12 protein-coding genes and 4 pseudogenes are annotated in these 15,923 nt (G+C 66.3%); 7 read left to right on the forward strand and 9 right to left on the reverse strand.

Going from position 1 to position 15,923, the window contains the following annotated elements; genetic code table 11:
• Positions 1-197: 197 nt before the first annotated feature.
• From ACLMAL_RS32540 to ACLMAL_RS32550, 3 genes are read right to left on the reverse strand one after another with little or no spacing between them, the layout of a single operon-like run.
• Positions 198-980, reverse strand: a complete 783-nt coding sequence (locus ACLMAL_RS32540) for a crotonase/enoyl-CoA hydratase family protein (protein WP_412002564.1) — start codon at positions 978-980, stop codon at positions 198-200.
• Between the two features lie 45 nt (positions 981-1,025).
• Positions 1,026-1,706, reverse strand: coding sequence for an enoyl-CoA hydratase-related protein (locus ACLMAL_RS32545; RefSeq protein WP_412002565.1), 681 nt, complete (start codon positions 1,704-1,706; stop codon positions 1,026-1,028).
• 33 nt (positions 1,707-1,739) lie between these two features.
• A complete protein-coding gene (locus tag ACLMAL_RS32550) occupies positions 1,740-2,345 on the reverse strand; it encodes a TetR family transcriptional regulator (protein ID WP_412002566.1) in 606 nt (201 codons plus the stop codon).
• Positions 2,346-2,582: 237 nt separating this feature from the next.
• Between ACLMAL_RS32550 and ACLMAL_RS32555 the strand changes: the two genes are divergently transcribed.
• Positions 2,583-3,131: a TetR/AcrR family transcriptional regulator gene (locus ACLMAL_RS32555; protein ID WP_412002567.1), complete on the forward strand. Its 549-nt coding sequence runs from the start codon at positions 2,583-2,585 to the stop codon at positions 3,129-3,131.
• Positions 3,132-3,135: 4 nt separating this feature from the next.
• On the opposite strand, the gene ACLMAL_RS32560 is transcribed toward ACLMAL_RS32555, so the two are convergent.
• On the reverse strand, positions 3,136-4,995 hold the full coding sequence (locus tag ACLMAL_RS32560; protein WP_412002568.1) for a Na+/H+ antiporter: 1,860 nt from the start codon (positions 4,993-4,995) through the stop codon (positions 3,136-3,138).
• 140 nt (positions 4,996-5,135) lie between these two features.
• Between ACLMAL_RS32560 and ACLMAL_RS32565 the strand changes: the two genes are divergently transcribed.
• Positions 5,136-6,026, forward strand: a complete 891-nt coding sequence (locus ACLMAL_RS32565; protein WP_412002569.1) for an alpha/beta fold hydrolase — start codon at positions 5,136-5,138, stop codon at positions 6,024-6,026.
• A gap of 387 nt (positions 6,027-6,413) precedes the next feature.
• On the opposite strand, the pseudogene ACLMAL_RS32570 reads toward ACLMAL_RS32565, so the two are convergent.
• Positions 6,414-6,602 (reverse strand): annotated as a pseudogene (locus ACLMAL_RS32570) (acetyl-CoA C-acyltransferase); the annotation flags it as partial.
• Between the two features lie 313 nt (positions 6,603-6,915).
• On the opposite strand from ACLMAL_RS32570, the gene ACLMAL_RS32575 reads away from it, so the two are divergent.
• The 3 genes and pseudogenes from ACLMAL_RS32575 (at position 6,916) to ACLMAL_RS32585 (ending at position 10,274) form a co-directional block, all read left to right on the forward strand.
• On the forward strand, positions 6,916-8,439 hold the full coding sequence (locus tag ACLMAL_RS32575) for a GMC oxidoreductase (RefSeq protein ID WP_412002570.1): 1,524 nt from the start codon (positions 6,916-6,918) through the stop codon (positions 8,437-8,439).
• 892 nt (positions 8,440-9,331) lie between these two features.
• The gene (locus tag ACLMAL_RS32580) at positions 9,332-9,688 is read left to right on the forward strand and encodes a VOC family protein (protein ID WP_412002571.1); all 357 of its coding nucleotides are present in this window, start codon (positions 9,332-9,334) and stop codon (positions 9,686-9,688) included.
• Positions 9,685-10,274, forward strand: a pseudogene (locus ACLMAL_RS32585) (glyoxalase). The gene ACLMAL_RS32580 and the pseudogene ACLMAL_RS32585 overlap by 4 nt, the downstream one beginning before the upstream one ends.
• A 174-nt stretch (positions 10,275-10,448) precedes the next feature.
• Here ACLMAL_RS32585 and ACLMAL_RS32590 read toward each other — a convergent pair.
• The 3 genes from ACLMAL_RS32590 to ACLMAL_RS32600 all read right to left on the reverse strand — a co-directional run bounded on the left by ACLMAL_RS32590 (position 10,449) and on the right by ACLMAL_RS32600 (position 14,478).
• Positions 10,449-12,146, reverse strand: a complete 1,698-nt coding sequence (locus tag ACLMAL_RS32590; RefSeq protein WP_412002572.1) for a GMC oxidoreductase — start codon at positions 12,144-12,146, stop codon at positions 10,449-10,451.
• 202 nt (positions 12,147-12,348) lie between these two features.
• A complete protein-coding gene (locus ACLMAL_RS32595; protein ID WP_412002573.1) occupies positions 12,349-13,230 on the reverse strand; it encodes an SGNH/GDSL hydrolase family protein in 882 nt (293 codons plus the stop codon).
• A 252-nt stretch (positions 13,231-13,482) separates the two neighbouring features.
• On the reverse strand, positions 13,483-14,478 hold the full coding sequence (locus ACLMAL_RS32600) for a helix-turn-helix transcriptional regulator (RefSeq protein ID WP_412002574.1): 996 nt from the start codon (positions 14,476-14,478) through the stop codon (positions 13,483-13,485).
• A 61-nt stretch (positions 14,479-14,539) separates the two neighbouring features.
• Between ACLMAL_RS32600 and ACLMAL_RS32605 the strand changes: the two are divergent.
• Together ACLMAL_RS32605 and ACLMAL_RS32610 are read left to right on the forward strand one after the other, a co-directional pair.
• Positions 14,540-15,091 (forward strand): annotated as a pseudogene (locus ACLMAL_RS32605) (DinB family protein); the annotation flags it as partial.
• A gap of 33 nt (positions 15,092-15,124) precedes the next feature.
• Complete coding sequence (locus tag ACLMAL_RS32610) at positions 15,125-15,508, forward strand: RidA family protein (RefSeq protein ID WP_412002582.1); 384 nt, start codon at positions 15,125-15,127, stop codon at positions 15,506-15,508.
• A gap of 217 nt (positions 15,509-15,725) precedes the next feature.
• Here the strand turns inward: ACLMAL_RS32610 and ACLMAL_RS32615 are convergent.
• Positions 15,726-15,923, reverse strand: a pseudogene (locus tag ACLMAL_RS32615) (hypothetical protein); the annotation flags it as partial.

The raw sequence follows: 15,923 nt of genomic DNA on the forward strand, positions 1-15,923 counted from the left end.
AATACGGCACCGGGTGAGCGGAGTCGATGCGCACCCGCACTCGGATCTCGGTCGCCGATCGTCACCTGCGCTGCGGCTGGTCGGCCGATGCCGTGCCGTGCGAACCCGACCTCAGTAAGTGGTCCCATCGAATCGGTTCGCGCCGCCCAGAGCTCGCCACCACGATCGGACGGGGACCCGCCCGCAGCGGGACGGCGTCATTCGCCGTGCCACTGCGGTGCGCGCTTTTCGGCGAAGGCGCGAGGTCCCTCCTGGGCGTCCTTGCTGAGGAACACCCCCATCGCCTCCTGCATGCTCATCTCCCAGATGGGGGTTTCCCACTCGGAGCCGAAGTCGTTGACGCGGTGGATGATTCGTTTCGAGGCACGCACCGCCAGCGGCGCGTTGGCGGCGATGGTCTCGGCGAGTGCGATGGCGGTGGGCAGCACCTGGTCGGCGGGGACGACACGGTTGACCAAGCCCCAGGTAGCGGCCGCGGCGGCGTCGATGGGGGTGCCGGTCAGCGCCATTTCCAGCGCGATCTTGGGTGGGATCTGGCGCGGCAGCCGCAATAGTCCACCGGCGGCGGCGATGAGGCCGCGCTTGACCTCGGGCAGTGCGAGGGTGGCGTCCCGACTCATCACGGCCAGGTCGCTGGCCAGCACGATCTCGGTGCCGCCGCCGAGGGCAAAGCCGTTGACGGCGGCGATGAGTGGTTTATCGATGAAATGCTGGACGAGGCCGGCGAATCCGTATTCGGGGTGCTCGGGGTCGCCGATGCCGTTGCCGCGGGAGAGTTCTTTGAGATCCGCGCCCGCGCAGAACGCCCGGCCCGCGCCGGTGACGATGCCGACCCGCAACTGCGGGTCGGTGGCCAGTTCCTCGAGGGCCGCGCCGACAGCAACCGATAGTGCGGCGTTCACCGCGTTCATCGCCTCGGGTCTGTTCAGGGTGATGACGGCGATGTGGCCCCGGCGTTGCAGGGTGGCGGCCTCGCTCAACACGGTCTCCTCGAATGGTGCGCGCTGGATCAGCTGGGGGAAAACCTACTCCGACAATGGAATCGTCGAGGGCGACTCGGTGGTGAGCGCGGCGAGGGCGCCGGCGAACATGGTGTTCTTGATGGCGCCGAGGGTCCCGGAGTCCTTGCCGCCCAGGGGGGCCAGCAGTTCCAGCGCGGCGGCAGTCACCGCGCCCTCGGCAGCGGTCGCATCGACGATGTCGTGGGTTAGGGCGTCCGCACCGCCGAAGCGGCGACCGGTGGTCATCGAGGCGATGGCCGACTTCGGGGCGAGCTTGGCCTGGATGAGCGCGGCCATGCCGGGGGTGAACGGGATGCGGATGTCGACCTCGGGGAAGCAGAAGAAGCCGCGGTCGGCGCGCATCACGCGGTAGTCGTGGGCGATGGCCAGCATGGCGCCGGCACCGAAGGCGTGTCCGGGCAGCGCGGCAGCGGTCGGGATGGGCAGGGTGAGCACGCGCGCGAACAGCGCCTGCACCCGCCCGACATACCACTGGGTGCGTTCACCGTTGGCGATCAGCCAGTCCAGATCCAGGCCGTTGGAGTAGAACTTGCCGCCGGCGGTGGTCACCAGACCATGTGCGCCCTCGGCCAGCACGGTGTCGAGGTGGGCCTCGACGGCATCGAGGAAGTCGGGGGAGAAGCGGTTCTCGTCGCCGCCGAGGTCGAGGACGGCGATCTTGTCGTGGTAATCGAGGGTGGGCATGGTGATTCCTTTCGAGGGGCTTCGGGAAACGGGTCAGTGCGGGCCGACATCCAGGACCGCGCGCACCGCGGCGCGCAACTGGTGGCGGGCACGGGGATCGGTGAGCTGGTCACGGCGCAACAGGATGGCGGTGGGCAGGTCGACGAGGCAGGTGGTGATCACCTCGACCGCGCGGGCGTCGCCGCGATCCCACAGGGCGCGTGCGAGGCGGATCATCAACTCCACCAGGGTCCGGTCGCTACCTGCCAGTTCGGCAGCGAGCGCTTCGGGTACCCCGTCGCCGAGCAGTTCGTCACGGGACACCAAGTGCAGCAGCCTCGCGGATTCGGGGAACTGTTCGGCAAAGAGCACCGGGGCCTCGGCCGCGACGAGCACCGCTTCGATCGCCGCGGGCTGCGTCGCGGCGAGGTGGGTGTCGACCAGTTCGGTCTGCATGGCCAGAAACCGGTGCGCGGCGCGTAACCAGCTGCGCCCGAGCAGTTCCGCGCGCGAGCCGAAGGTGTGATAGATCGCACCGTTGGACACCCCGGTCGCCGCGGCGACCGCGCGGATGGTGACCGCCGCCGGGCCCGATTGCACCGCCAGCAACTGTGCGGCATCGAGCACGGTGTCGGGGTCGTGGGTCCGTGGGCGAGGCATACCGACCACTATAACAGAGCAACTGCTCTGTTATGATCTGCGCGAATCCTCCGGCGTCGACTCCCTGCATCGAAACCCCTGTTGCGCACTGCCGCTTCATGTTTCGGCTGGTCACGGATACTTTCCGGCGATGGGAGCCCCGCATCGTAGATTTCGTTACGCTCGCACGGGCCGGCAATACAATGCGGTACTGTTCGGTCCTCCCCCGCCTTGCCCGAACGACAGAACGGCGCACCGATGTCACGAGTGGTCACCAAGGAGCAGTATTTCGACACCGCTCTGGAGGTGCTCGCCGAACTCGGATTCAAAGGCCTCAACATCGGTGTGCTGTGCCGCCGCCTCGGAGTCACCAGTGGCTCGTTCTACCACCACTTCGGCAGCTGGCAAGGCTTCGTCGACGCGCTACTCGAGCACTGGGAGAACCGTCAGGTGCTCATCCTGCGCACACTGAACTTCAACCAGGGCAACCCCGACGACGACATCCGCGCCATGTCCGACCTCGCCTCGGGCCTGCACCATGCCGCCGAGGCCGCGATCCGCGCCTGGGCGGCCAACGACGAATCGGTCAACCTCGCGCTCAAGCGGGTCGACGAGTCGCGCCGCCGCACCGTGCACAAGGCCATCAAAGGCGTAGTCAGCGCCGAAGACACTGCCGCGGTGGTCACCTCGCTGGGCATGGCGATGCTGATCGGCTACCAGCAGATCGCCGCCAGCGGCGAGGACGTCTCACTGGACAAGCTGCTCACCGAATATGCTCGTCTGATCTACTCCCACGCCCGCCGCTGACCACTCAGCCCAGTAACTCGTCCACATAGCACCAGCGCCACGCCTCACCCGGCTCCACACTGCGCATCACCGGATGCGCGGTCGCCGCGTAATGCTTGCTGGCGTGGTTGCCGACCGAGGAATCACAGCACGCGATGTGCCCGCACGCCAGACACATCCGCAGATGCACCCACGTCAGGCCCTCGGCCAGACATTCCTGACATTCGTCGGGGGTACCGGGTTCGAGCACCAGCGGCGCGTCGCGCAGGTGCTCGCAATTGTCGGCCGCACCGGGCAGGGCGAGAGGTTCGACGTTTTCTTCCTCGGTTTCGTCGTATCGGTCGATGATCGACTCTTCCAAATCGAGCCTGGCCAGCACATGCTGCAGGATCGCGTAGTCCAGGGCGCCCGAATCCCGCACCCGCAGCACCGTTTCCCGTTCCGCGCGCAACATCTCCAGCCGCAGCCGCCGGTACTCCGCGGTCGGTGTCGCCTGCTCGGATTCCGCGCGCCCCAGCCGCTCCCACGCCGCATTGGTCTTCCAGGCGACCCGATCACGCAACGACTCGACCACCCCGGGCGGGGTGTCGGGGGTGATCCGGCGTTCGAGCTCCGCCAAGCCCGCCGCGGTGGCCTGCTGCAACAGGTTCGCCTTCTGCAAGGCGTCCTCCGCGCGACTGGGTCCACGCAGATGCAGCCACCGCACCAGCAACGGCAACGAGGTGCCCTGCACCAGCAGCGTGCCTGCGACGACGATGACCGCCAACAGTTTCAACACCGGCAGCTGCGGAGTGTCCTCGGGGAGCAACAACACCGCCGCGAGGGTGACCACACCCCGCATCCCCGCCCACGACACCACCGTCGCATAACTGAGCGGCACATCCGATCCGGCGCGTTTGATCCGATGGAACAGCAGCGCCCACGGATAGATCCACAACGGCCGCGCCAGCATCGCCGCCGCCAACACCGCCGCCGCAGCGATGATCAACTGGCCGTGGTCGAGCCCACTGCTCCACGCACCCTCGAGGATCGCCCGCATCTGCAGGCCCACGATCAGGAACACCGAGCTCTCCAGAATGAACTGGATGGTCCGCCAATTGGTGCGCTCGGCAATGCGCGAGGCCGCGCTCTGCCACACCGGCGCACCATGCCCGAGGATCATCCCGCAGGTGACCACCGCGATCACCCCCGAAGCGTGGATGCCCTCAGCCGGCAGATACGCGATGAACGGCGCGAGAAACGACAACGAGGTGTCCAGCACGGGATCGGTGATCCGGCGGCGCAGCATCGCCAGCAGATACGCCACCGCGATCCCCACCGCGGCGCCACCGCCCGCGGCGAGCAAAAAGTCGCCGCCCGCCTTCCATACTGTCACCGTTCCCGCCGACGCCGCGATCGCGGTGCGCACCGCCACCAGCGCGGTCGCGTCGTTGAACATCGATTCGTCCTCGAGGACGGTCACGATCCGCCGCGGCATCCCGATCCGGCGCGCCACCGCGGTCGCCGCGACCGCATCCGGTGGCGCCACCACCGCCCCCAGGGCCACCGCGACCGCGAAGGGCACCGGCAACAGCCACCACACCACCGCGGCCACCATGAAAGTGCTGAACAGCACCAAACCCACCGACAGCGATGCGATGGTGCGCGCGTTGGCCCGGAAATCTATCAGTGAGGTCCGAATCGCCGCGGTGTACAGCAGCGGCGGCAGCAAGCCCAGCAAAATGATCTCCGGATGCGGATGCACCTGCGGGACGAAAGGCAGATACGACGCCGCGACCCCGGCCAGCGTCAACACCAGCGGTTCGGAGATTCCGAACCGCCGCGCCAACGCTGCCAGCGACACTGCCGACGCAACGAGAACAACGAGGCCGAACGCGACATCCACTGTGGCATTCTCGCAGAGCAAACGACCGGCGCGAACCGACCGCACAGTACATGACATGAACTCTGGGGGTGGTTCGGCGGAATCGCTGTGGCGCCCGCGTTCGCGCGCAATGCTTGTCGACACAAATGGAGGAGGTTGATATGGAGGAGTTTGCGCTCTGGCGAGCCAGCGGACGGCGCCACACCCACCGCGGTCACCAGATCTTCTGGCGCGACGGCGGAGCAGGTGCGGACGGCACGCTGCTGTGTATTCACGGATTTCCCACCGCATCCTGGGATTGGCACGCGGTGTGGCCGGGTCTGTGCGCGCGATTCGCGCGCGTGATCGCACCGGACATGATCGGATTCGGCTGGTCGGCGAAACCGCTCAACTACCGCTACGCGATCGCCGATCAGGCCGACCTGCACGAGAACCTGCTGCGCGAGCAGGGCATCGGGCGAGTCCACATCCTCGCCCACGACTACGGCGACACCGTCGCCCAGGAGTTGCTGGCCCGCGACAGTCGCCGCCGCGCCGAGGGCGACGACTCGCTGGTGATCGAATCGGTGTGCCTGCTCAACGGCGGACTGTTCCCGGAAACCCATCGAGCCCGTCTGATCCAGCGACTGCTGGCCGGTCCGCTCGGCCCGCTGATCGGCATTCTCGGCACCGAGCGCACCTTCGCGCGCAGCCTCGCGGCCGTCTTCGGGCCCCGCACCAAACCCAGCGAGGAGCAGATGCGTCAGTTCTGGCTACTGTGGTGCAGCAAGCACGGTAAACGCAACGGCCACAAGCTCATTCGCTACATGAGCGAACGCAGGGCGAACCGGGCCCGCTGGGTCGGTGCACTACAGGAAACCACGGTGCCACTGCGACTGATCGACGGCCTGCGCGACCCGGTCTCCGGCGCGCACATGGTGGCGCGCTACCGCGAACTCGTCCCCGACCCCGATGTCGTCGAACTGCCCGAAGTCGGTCACTACCCGCAGCTGGAAGCCCCCGACGACACCCTCGCCGCCGTCCTGGACTTCCACAGCACGCGCGTGAAATAACGCCGCCACCCGCCATTATGGACTCTCTCACAGGATGGCGGGTATGGCCGCGGCACGCCGAACAGTCAGCGAACCCTCCGCCCGCCCGCGCACCTCGAACGCGCGGCGGCGCATGATCGACGGCGCGATCGAATCGCTGCGCATTCCCTCCGCTACCCGAGAAGGATCGGCGGGCCCAGCCCCACCGGAAGCGATCGGCCGGACACGGCAGCCCACCACGGCGACGCGCCACCGGCCCGACCGGCCGAGTCCAGGCGCTCGCCTCTGCCAGCGTCCTCCTCGGCCGCAAGAGCATTGAGAAATCCGGAGTCGGCGGCAGGACGATCTGCCGATTCGCACCATGCTTGCCCAAGACTCGCCACGCCGCATCGGGCGATCACCCTCGAGGGGGCTGTCGGATTCGAGGTTCCAGCGGCGTAGTACGGCGAGGACTTGGGGGCGAGGGCTTCGTTGTTCGATGACGTCCATGTCGGCGAGGGTGAGGCCCGCGCGGGTGAGGGCGTGCTCGGTCGCGGGGCCGATGCCCATGGTGCGTGGTGCGGCGCCCGCCGCCGCTCGAGACACCAGGCGGGCGACCACGGGTGAGCATGCGGTCGATGACGCCGACGTCGAAAACCACGGCGCCCCGGGCGCGATGGCGGTGAACATTCTGTTCACACTCCTCCTTTTGGTCCAAGATCGAAAGTTTTCCGGCTTGTCCCCAAAGTTCCGCGCGGCCGCGCTTCGCACCTCTATAACAGGTTCCAATCCAAGACTCGATGAGGAGCCCGCGTTGCCTGTTCGCACCCATGAAATGCCTGTTGGTAGTCGGTCCGAGCGGGGGGTGAGCCGGCGCGGGTTTCTAGCTGCAACGGGTTTCACCACTGCCGCCGCGCTGGTGGGGAGGTCCATGGTGCGGGCAACCGCGGCACCGCCGGCGGATGGGGAGAAGATTCCCGCGCTCGTCATCGGCAGCGGATACGGGGGATCGGTCGCCGCACTGCGGCTCGCGCAGGCGGGTGTGGAGGTGACCGTGGTGGAGATGGGTATGTCGTGGACGACGCCCGGCTCCGACGGCAAGATCTTCTGTCCCGTGCTGAAACCCGACGGGCGGTCCTACTGGCTGCGCGACCGCACCGATCAGCCGGTCGGCTACTTCGCGGGCAGCAGTTACAACAAGGACATCGAAAGGTACACGGGCGTCCTGGATTCGGAGCAGTTCAGCGGGATTCGCGTCTACCAGGGCCGGGGCGTCGGCGGTGGCTCGCTGGTCAATGGCGGTATGGCGGTGACGCCCAAGCGGGAGAACTTCGCGGCCATCCTGCCCTCGGTGAACGCCGACGAGATGTACAACATCTACTATCCGCGCGCCAATACCGGTCTCGGCGTGAACAATATCGATCAGAACTGGTTCGAGAGCGCGGAGTGCTACCAATTCGCGCGCGTGGGACGCAAACACGCGGAACGCTCCGGCTTCGGCTGGACCTTCGTGCCGAATGTCTACGACTTCGAGTACATGAAGAAGGAGCAGGCCGAGCAGGTCACCCGGTCGGCACTGGCCGGTGAGGTCATCTACGGCAACAACCACGGCAAGCGGTCGCTGGACAAGACGTATCTGGCCGCGGCCACCGGGACCGGCAAGGTGCGTATCACGCCCATGCACACCGTCACCGCCGTAACGCCCACGGACGGCGGCTATCGGGTGGAGATGCACGAGATCAATACCAGCGGTGCCACGGTGGCTACCAAAGCCGTTGTGGCGCAGAAGGTGTTCTTCGCGGCGGGCAGTATCGGCACCTCGAAGCTGCTGGTGGCAATGAAGGCGCAGGGCAAACTGCCCGACCTGCCCGATGCCGTCGGCAAGAAGTGGGGCAACAACGGCAATGTGATGGTGGGCCGCGCCAATCACATGTGGGACGGCACCGGCGTACTGCAATCCAGCATGCCGTGCCTGGGTATCGACAACTGGGCCGATGCGGGCGGCCCGGCCTTCGCCGAGGTCGCGCCCTTCCCGGCGGGGCTGGAGACCTACGTCAGCCTGTATCTGGCGATCACCAAGAATCCCAATCGCGGGCAGTTCACCTTCAACTCCGGTACCGGCAAGGTCGATCTGAGCTGGCAGACCACACAGAACCAGTACGCCATCGATGCCGCCGAGCGCATATTCGACAAGATCAACAAGAAGGAGGGGACGATCTACCGGACCGACCTCTTCGGCGTCTACAAGACCTGGGGCGACGACTTCACCTATCATCCGCTGGGTGGTTGCGTGCTCAATGAGGCGACCGACAACTACGGCCGTCTCCCCGGCTACACCGGGCTCTACGTCATCGACGGCTCGCTGATCCCGGGCAATACCAGCGTCAATCCATTCGTCACCATTACGGCTCTGGCGGAACGCAATATCGAGAACATCCTCGCCAGCGATCTGTAACCTCGGCGGCACGCCCTCGTCCAGCCAGGTCCGCAACTGCTCCGACTGGGCGGCCATGGTCGCCCACGCCTTGCCCTCGATTCGCCTGCCGTTAAGATCGGTCCGTTCGATCGGTAACGAGGGGGAAGTCTTTGCGCGGCAGGTCATCTGGGAATTTCGGTGCCGGCGGACGGCGAATGTCGCGGCGAGTGGCGTGTGCGCTGCCAGCTGCGGTGGCCGCATCGCTGCTCGCCACGGGATGCGGATCCGCCGAACCCCGGAAAGCGTCCAAGCCGACAGCGCCGGTCACCACCCAGTCGCCGCCGCGCACGACGCTCCCGCAGCCGCCGACGGCGACCAAACCCCCGACAACCACGGAGCGCGGTGGTCTCGGTGGCGGATCCAATGGCGGCAGCGGCAGCTGAATCAGAACCTGTCAGCTTTCGAAGGTTCTCATCCCGCGCAAGGCTCCGTGGCGCGAGCCATCCAGTCTTGACGCGACCCACCAGGGTTATCACTGCGCTCGCGCGTCGACCGAACTCGGTGCACCACCACTATCGACTAGACAGGCGCATCACTACTCCTCGACGCCGTAGCGCGTTCCAAATGCTGCCCCTTGGTCTTGCCCAACGCCCGAGCTACAGCATCCAGCGACTGTCCCTCGGTGTACAGCCGCACGACCCGGGCGATCACGAGCAAGGCCGAGATCGCCGAGCGCCGCCGCGGCGTGGGCGGGGTGTAGATCCGGCAGCACAGCACTTGCCGTAGGCGATCCGTGCCCGGATCAGTGGACGGTTCCGTGGTCGCCACGGATGTGGGTGGGCCGCGCCGGAGGAGATGCTATGAGCACGCCCGGTTGACCTCGACAGACGGACACACCGGTTCGATGTGACCCACGACTTCAGGAGTAATCATGACCAGCTCTCTCACCCAGGGAATCAAGACCGTGCTGCATCCCGTGTCCGACCTGGCGACAGCCAAGGCGGTCTACGCCGCCCTGCTCGGCGTATCGCCGCAGACTGACTCGTCCTACTACGTCGGCTTCGAGACCGAGGGCCAGCACATCGGACTGGTGCCCAGTGGTGGACCGCAGAGTCCGAACGCACCGGTGTCCTACTGGCACGTGCCCGACATCGAGGCGAAGCTGGCCGAGCTGACCGCTGCGGGAGCCACCGTGAAAGAGCCTGCGCACGACGTCGGTGGCGGCCGCCTGGTGGCCGCGGTGACCGACACCGATGGCAATGTCCTCGGGCTGATTCAGGACCGATAAGTACCGACCCCCAGGCCGCCGAGGCCATCTACGCCGCCGCCTTCGGGTTGGGCGACAAAGTGAGGTTCCGCGCCTCGCAGGCACCCACGACCGGCTTCCGTGGATTCATCATGTCGCTGGTGGTGTCCCAGCCCAGCGGCGTCGACAGCCTCATCGGCACCGCGCTCGACGCCGGCTTCACCACACTGAAGCCGGCCAAGAAGAGCTTCTGGGGCTATGGAGGCGTCCTCCAGGCCCCTGACGGGACGATCTGGAAGGTCACAACGTCGCAGAAGAAGGACACCGGCCCCGCCACCCCGCCACCCGCGAGGTCGACGACGTCGTACTGCTGCTGGGAGTCGAGGACGTCAAGGCAACCAAACAGTTCTACGTCGACCGTGGCGTGGCTGTGGCGAAGAGCTTCGGCAGCAAGTATGTCGAGTTCACGACCCCCGGGTCGTCGGTCAAGCTGGCGCTCTACGGGCGCCGTGCCGCCGCCAAGGACGCCGGCGTCTCCCCGGACGGCACCGGATCGCACCGGATCGTCATCGGCAGTAATGCCGGGACCTTCACCGACCCCGACGGGTTCGCCTGGGAGGCGGTCTGACGCCTCGGCCGCACCGAGGAGTGGCCCGTCGTCGACCTCGAGTTCGATGTCGAGCCGGCACTGCACGCTGCCTGCCACTTCCACCCCGCTCCGATACCACCGGCGCGGCTGGAAGTGGGAGTGTGCGCACACCACACTCCTTGGGGCACAACCCACACCGCACCCGAACGCGCACTAGATCGGAGTGATCGACAAGCGCAACGCGCCGGGCGCGGCGACCGGCACCACCGGGTTCTTCGGTGCGATCGCATCGATCCTGCGGTACCGAGCACCCAACAGCGGACGCCGATCGACCTCACCCTTGTTGGGCCACAACGACATTGCCCGCTCCGCCTGCGCGGTAATCGTCAGCGACGGATTCACCCCGAGATTCGCCGAGATCGTCGAACCATCCACGATGTGCAAACCCTCATAGCCGTACAACCGGTGGTAAGGATCCACGACACCGCTATCGGGAGAGTCCCCGATCGCACAGCCGCCGATGAAATGACCGGTGATCGGGATATTCACCATCTCGGTCCAGCAACCCTGCGGAATACCATCGATCTTCTCCGCCACCCGACGGGCGACATCGTTACCTTCCGGAATCCACGCCGGGGGAGCCGCACCGGTCCCCGGTTTGGTCGTCATCCGCCGACCGAACAGGCCACGCCTGTTGTAGGTGATGATCGAGTTGTCCACATTCTGCATAACCAGCAGACCGATCATCCGCTCCGACCACCGCCGCGGATTGTGCAGCGTCACCAGATCCCGGCGCCGGCGCACCAATTCACGCAAACCCAGCACCCAACGGCGCTTACCATCCTGACCATCGACCAACACCGTGGTCAACAACCCCATGAAATTGCTGCCCTTGCCGTACCGCACCGGCTCGATGTGGGTGTAGTCGTTGGGATGGATCGAGGACGTGATCGCGACCCCCTTGGTGAAATCCGAATCCTTGTTGCGTGAACGCGCCGCCAGCACCGCCTCGGAATTGGTGCGCGCCAGATGCCCCAATCGCGGTGAGACATTCGGCAACACCCCGCGATCCTTCAACGTGTGCAACAACTGTTGAGTGCCGAGCGCCGCCGCGGAGAACACCACCTGATCGGCGGTGAAGGTCTGTTTCGCCTTACGCACCCACCGCCCCGTCCGCACCGTGTCCACCGCGTACCCACCACCGCGCAACGGGCGCACCGTCACCGCCGTCGTCAACGGATGCACCGTGGCACCGGCCCGCTCCGCCAAATACAGGTAATTCTTGACCAGGGTGTTCTTCGCCCCGTGCCGACACCCGGTCATGCACTCACCACAATGCGTGCACGCCCGCCGCTCCGGGCCCACCCCACCGAAGAACGGATCGGCCACCGCCGCACCCGTGCGAGTGTCCTTGTCGGCGAACAACACTCCCACCGGCGTACGTCGATACGTCTGCGCGATCCCCATATCCTCGGCGACCGCCTGCATCACCCGATCCGAGGGCGTCGTCGCCGGATTCGTCGTCACCCCCAGCATCCGCTTCGCCTGGTCGTAATGCGGCGCCAACTCCGACTTCCAATCGGTGATATGCGACCACTGCCTATCGCGATAGAACGTCTCCGGCGCCTCGTACAAGGTGTTCGCATACACCAGCGACCCACCCCCGACCCCCGAACCGCTCATGATGAAAGTGTCCTTCAGCAACGTCAACCGCTGAATACCGAAGCAACCCAGCTTCGGGGCCCACAGATACTCCTTCACATGCCACGAGTTCTTCGCGAACTCCGCATCCGCGAAACGACGTCCGGTCTCCAGCACACCCACCCGGTAACCCTTCTCGGTCAACCGCAGCGCCGAGACACTGCCACCGAATCCCGAACCGATCACCAGCACGTCGTAGTGCATCCCCATGTGCGCGCCTTACCTTCCGGTCCGAATCGACACCGAGATGCGTGTTCGGCCGGTACCTGATCGAGACGGTGTAGTCATGCCGACAACGGTAGGCATCGGGATACATCGGGTGAGAGAGCCGGACGGCCACTGAATCGATATTTTCGGCCACCCGTGGCGCTCGTGTTCCGCCGCGGAGCACGACCGCTACCCGCCGACGGCGCTACCGACCAACCGCGGCAAGCACACTGCGCGCCTGATGGTCGGCGCCGAGCTGGTTCGGATGGAACGGCACCGCCGGACCCACCGGGTCACTGCTGAACGGCACCAAACCCTCCGCCCACCGCACACCCGCAGGCTGACACGCATCATGCCCGTCACTGGCCGCATACGTATCAACCAACTCGACACCGGTCGCCTCGACCGCCCGCGCAACCATCGCATTCAGCTCGACCAGCTTGCGACCCACCCATCGCGCATCCCCATCGGAAGTCGGGATCGCCGGAAAACAACTGCCCTCGGTACCGACCCCCTTGAAATAGTTCAACACCAGCACCCGCGCATGCGGTGCCCGGGCCCGAACGCCCTCGATCGTCGCGACCACCTTCGGCTCCGCCGCCGCGATATTCGCCGACATTCGATCAACCTCATCGACGACAAAAGAATCCAGGCACGGTGTTGCGCCGGGATCGAGAGTCGGACACCCCTGGACCGCCGCGGCCAAACCCGCGTCGTTGCCGCCGATCAACAGCGTCACCAAATCCGTCGAGACGGTGAGCCGATCGAACTGCGGGGGATTGAGCCCCTTCTGGCTTCCCGTCATATCGACAGTCTGCGCGCCACCACAGGACGCATCCCGAAACACCGCGACCGCCAGCGCCGCAGCGACCTGCTTGGCATAGCTACCCCGGCTCTGCGCACACGTCAATGGCACGAACTCCTCGGTCACCAACCCGGGATTCAGCGTCGAATCCGCCGCCCACGAATCACCCAGCGCCACATACTCGTCGAACTGCGGCGGCGTCGCAGAAGCAGACTCCGAAACGACGGGCAGCGTCACACAGACAGCCGCGCACGCGATCAACACCCGAGACACCTTCTTCATGAATCCTCCACAAGTGACCCGCCGTCGCAAGTCGGGAATGCTGGACGCGCGTCCAGCTTAGGGTGAAAATACCACCCGGACAGCGACCCTACCGATCCAATGAACACCGCCCAGGAATCCCGACGCCACCAAGGCGCGCACCGCGCCCCGAGAGCAACCGCCAGCCACACGAACATCCGTACCACAAAGCAGATTTCAGGACGCGGCGCTCACCCGCAACAGACAGCGCAAGCACTCGAAGCGCCGCCACGATCACAGCTCCACATCCGGCACCGATGAGATCGGCGCACCAGCCGCCAGCAGCCTCTCCGCCAACACGCGACAACGCCTCCCCAGCTCCGGCGGATCGAGCACCTCGAAATCGTGCCCCAGCAGCAGCACGTGCATCAGCACAGCGTCGAGTCTGTCGGCGCCACTGAGCACCTCGCAGACCTCGCTCCCTCGCCGTCGCACGACGGCCGCCGACGCCGGAATCTGCGCGCGCACCGTATCGGCCGACGCGTGCACCAAGAAACGCGCCTGCTGCGCATAGACCCGACTCGCCACACCCTCCTGCACGTACGACGCCGCGTCGGGCACCACGCGCGGTCGGAAGCACCAGGTTCGTGCCGACACATCAGTCATACGATCGACGCGGAAGCTGCGCCAGTCATCACGATCGAGGTCATAAGCAAGGAGATACCAGCGCCGGTCGGAGGCGACCAGACGGTAGGGCTCGACCCGCCGCCGTCGCACCTCACTCCCGGACGGGTACCCAAAGCCGGCCTCGACCTCATCACGGCAGGCCCTGGCCAGCGTGATGAGCACCTCGGGATCGACCGGCGTGCGGCCTCCATCGAAAGACTCCACCGACCCGGAGAGTGCACGCACCTCGTGCCGCAACCGGGTGGGCAACACCCGGTCGAGCTTGGTCAGCGCGCGGAGTGCGGCGTCGCCGGCACCGGCGACCGCGCCACCCGCACCGACCAGCAGCGAAACCGCGGTCACGATCGCCTCCTCGTCATCGAGAAGCAGCGGCGGCAAATCCTGCCCCGGGCCGAGCCGGTAGCCGCCACCGACACCCTGTCCGGCACGCACCGGATAGCCGAGCGCCCGCAACCGCTCGACATCACGCCGTACCGTGCGCGGCGTCACCCCGAGCCGATCGGCCAACTCGGGGCCGGTCCAGACCGGGCGCTGCTGCAGCAGCCCGAGCAGGGTGAGCACCCGCTCCGTCGTACCCCTCTCGCTACCGCTTGCCACGTCCATGTCGCCACTTTGCCAGAAATAGCGGACCGATCCTGTCCGCTAGGGGTGCCAGGGTGGTCCCATGGACACAGACGAACTCGACTGGAACCGGACGCTGCGCGAGCAGTGGGACTTCCACTGGAACCATCAGCTCCGAGCCCGGCTCGACGGCCTCACCGACGACGAGTACTTCTGGTCGCCGGTACCGGACGCCTGGAGCGTGCGGCCGCGCAGCACCTCCACGGCGCCCATGCAGATCGACGCCGGAGACTTCACCATCGACTACGCCTTCCCCCAGCCGGTCCCCGCGCCCTTCACCACGATCGCCTGGCGACTCGGTCACGTCATCGTCGGCGTACTCGCCGCACGCAACGCGGCACACTTCGATGCGCCCGCAGCGTCGTACGAGACCTGGGAATACGCCGGCAGCGCGGCCACCGCGCTCGACCAACTCGAGGCCCAACTCGACGTCTGGCTGGCCGGGGTGCGTGCCCTCGGTGAGGCCGGACTGCGGGTCCCGGTCGGCGCGAAGGAGCCCTTCCCCGAGTTGTCGATGGCCGATCTCGTGCTGCACATCCACCGCGAGCTGATCCACCACCTGTCCGAGGTCTGCCTGCTGCGCGACCTCTACCTGCATACGAAACCCGACACCTCTGGGAGGAAACTCATGACCACACACCTCGACCCCGACGAGCTCCACAGCAACCCCGCCTTCACGCAGGGCGTGATCGCACCCGCCGCCCGGACGGTCTATGTCGGTGGCCAGCTCGGCACCGACAGCGCCGGGACACTGCTCGACGGTATCGAGGCGCAAACCACTCAGGCAATGCGAAACGTGTTGACTGTGCTCGCTGCCGCGGGTACCGGTCCCGAGCATGTTGTCAAACTCAACATCTACCTCGTCGATGGGGTCGACGCGCAGGTGGGATACGCGGCATCGCGATCAGTGTGGGGCAATCACCGCACAGCCATCACCGTCGTTTCCACCGCAGGACATGCTCGCCCCGGCGCGCTCGTGGAGATCGACGCAGTAGCGATCATCCCCGAATAGGACGAACCCACGAATCAAGGCTGCAATGGCGCACCGCGGCGCGTGGCCGATGCCATTCAGCTTCAAACGTGAGCGAAAACTGTCACAGTGACGTTTTGCAGTAGGGTCGCCGTACCTGACGAAGGGGAGGGGATTCGAGGTAACCCCTTGCCTCCCAAGAAAATTCGAGCATGCCTCGCAGTGGGCATGCCTCCAGTAGGTGCAGGGCGGTGCGTTGTCATGGTGCGGCGACAACCACCGCGGGCTCGCTCACACGGTCCACGCGGAATCCCGGTAGGAACCGATCGACATACGGGATCATCATTTGGATCAGTGGCCCGATGCCGAACGCGTACACCAGTGTTGCGATGCCGATGCTGCCTCCCAGCACCCAGCCGGCGGCCAGCACCGATACCTCGATCCCGGTGCGCACCCA

Source organism: Nocardia sp. CWNU-33, from assembly GCF_046764895.1.
Taxonomy (GTDB): domain Bacteria; phylum Actinomycetota; class Actinomycetes; order Mycobacteriales; family Mycobacteriaceae; genus Nocardia.

What these genes read in the sequence shown, in the direction of transcription:
- ACLMAL_RS32595 (WP_412002573.1), bottom strand. Translation starts at nt 13,230, where the DNA reads ATGAAGAAGGTGTCTCGGGTGTTGATCGCGTGCGCGGCTGTCTGTGTG.
- ACLMAL_RS32590 (WP_412002572.1), bottom strand. Translation starts at nt 12,146, where the DNA reads ATGGGGATGCACTACGACGTGCTGGTGATCGGTTCGGGATTCGGTGGC.
- ACLMAL_RS32545 (WP_412002565.1), bottom strand. Translation starts at nt 1,706, where the DNA reads ATGCCCACCCTCGATTACCACGACAAGATCGCCGTCCTCGACCTCGGC.
- ACLMAL_RS32600 (WP_412002574.1), bottom strand. Translation starts at nt 14,478, where the DNA reads ATGGACGTGGCAAGCGGTAGCGAGAGGGGTACGACGGAGCGGGTGCTC.
- ACLMAL_RS32550 (WP_412002566.1), bottom strand. Translation starts at nt 2,345, where the DNA reads ATGCCTCGCCCACGGACCCACGACCCCGACACCGTGCTCGATGCCGCA.
- ACLMAL_RS32610 (WP_412002582.1), top strand. Translation starts at nt 15,125, where the DNA reads ATGACCACACACCTCGACCCCGACGAGCTCCACAGCAACCCCGCCTTC.
- ACLMAL_RS32575 (WP_412002570.1), top strand. Translation starts at nt 6,916, where the DNA reads ATGGTGCGGGCAACCGCGGCACCGCCGGCGGATGGGGAGAAGATTCCC.
- ACLMAL_RS32555 (WP_412002567.1), top strand. Translation starts at nt 2,583, where the DNA reads ATGTCACGAGTGGTCACCAAGGAGCAGTATTTCGACACCGCTCTGGAG.
- ACLMAL_RS32580 (WP_412002571.1), top strand. Translation starts at nt 9,332, where the DNA reads ATGACCAGCTCTCTCACCCAGGGAATCAAGACCGTGCTGCATCCCGTG.
- ACLMAL_RS32565 (WP_412002569.1), top strand. Translation starts at nt 5,136, where the DNA reads ATGGAGGAGTTTGCGCTCTGGCGAGCCAGCGGACGGCGCCACACCCAC.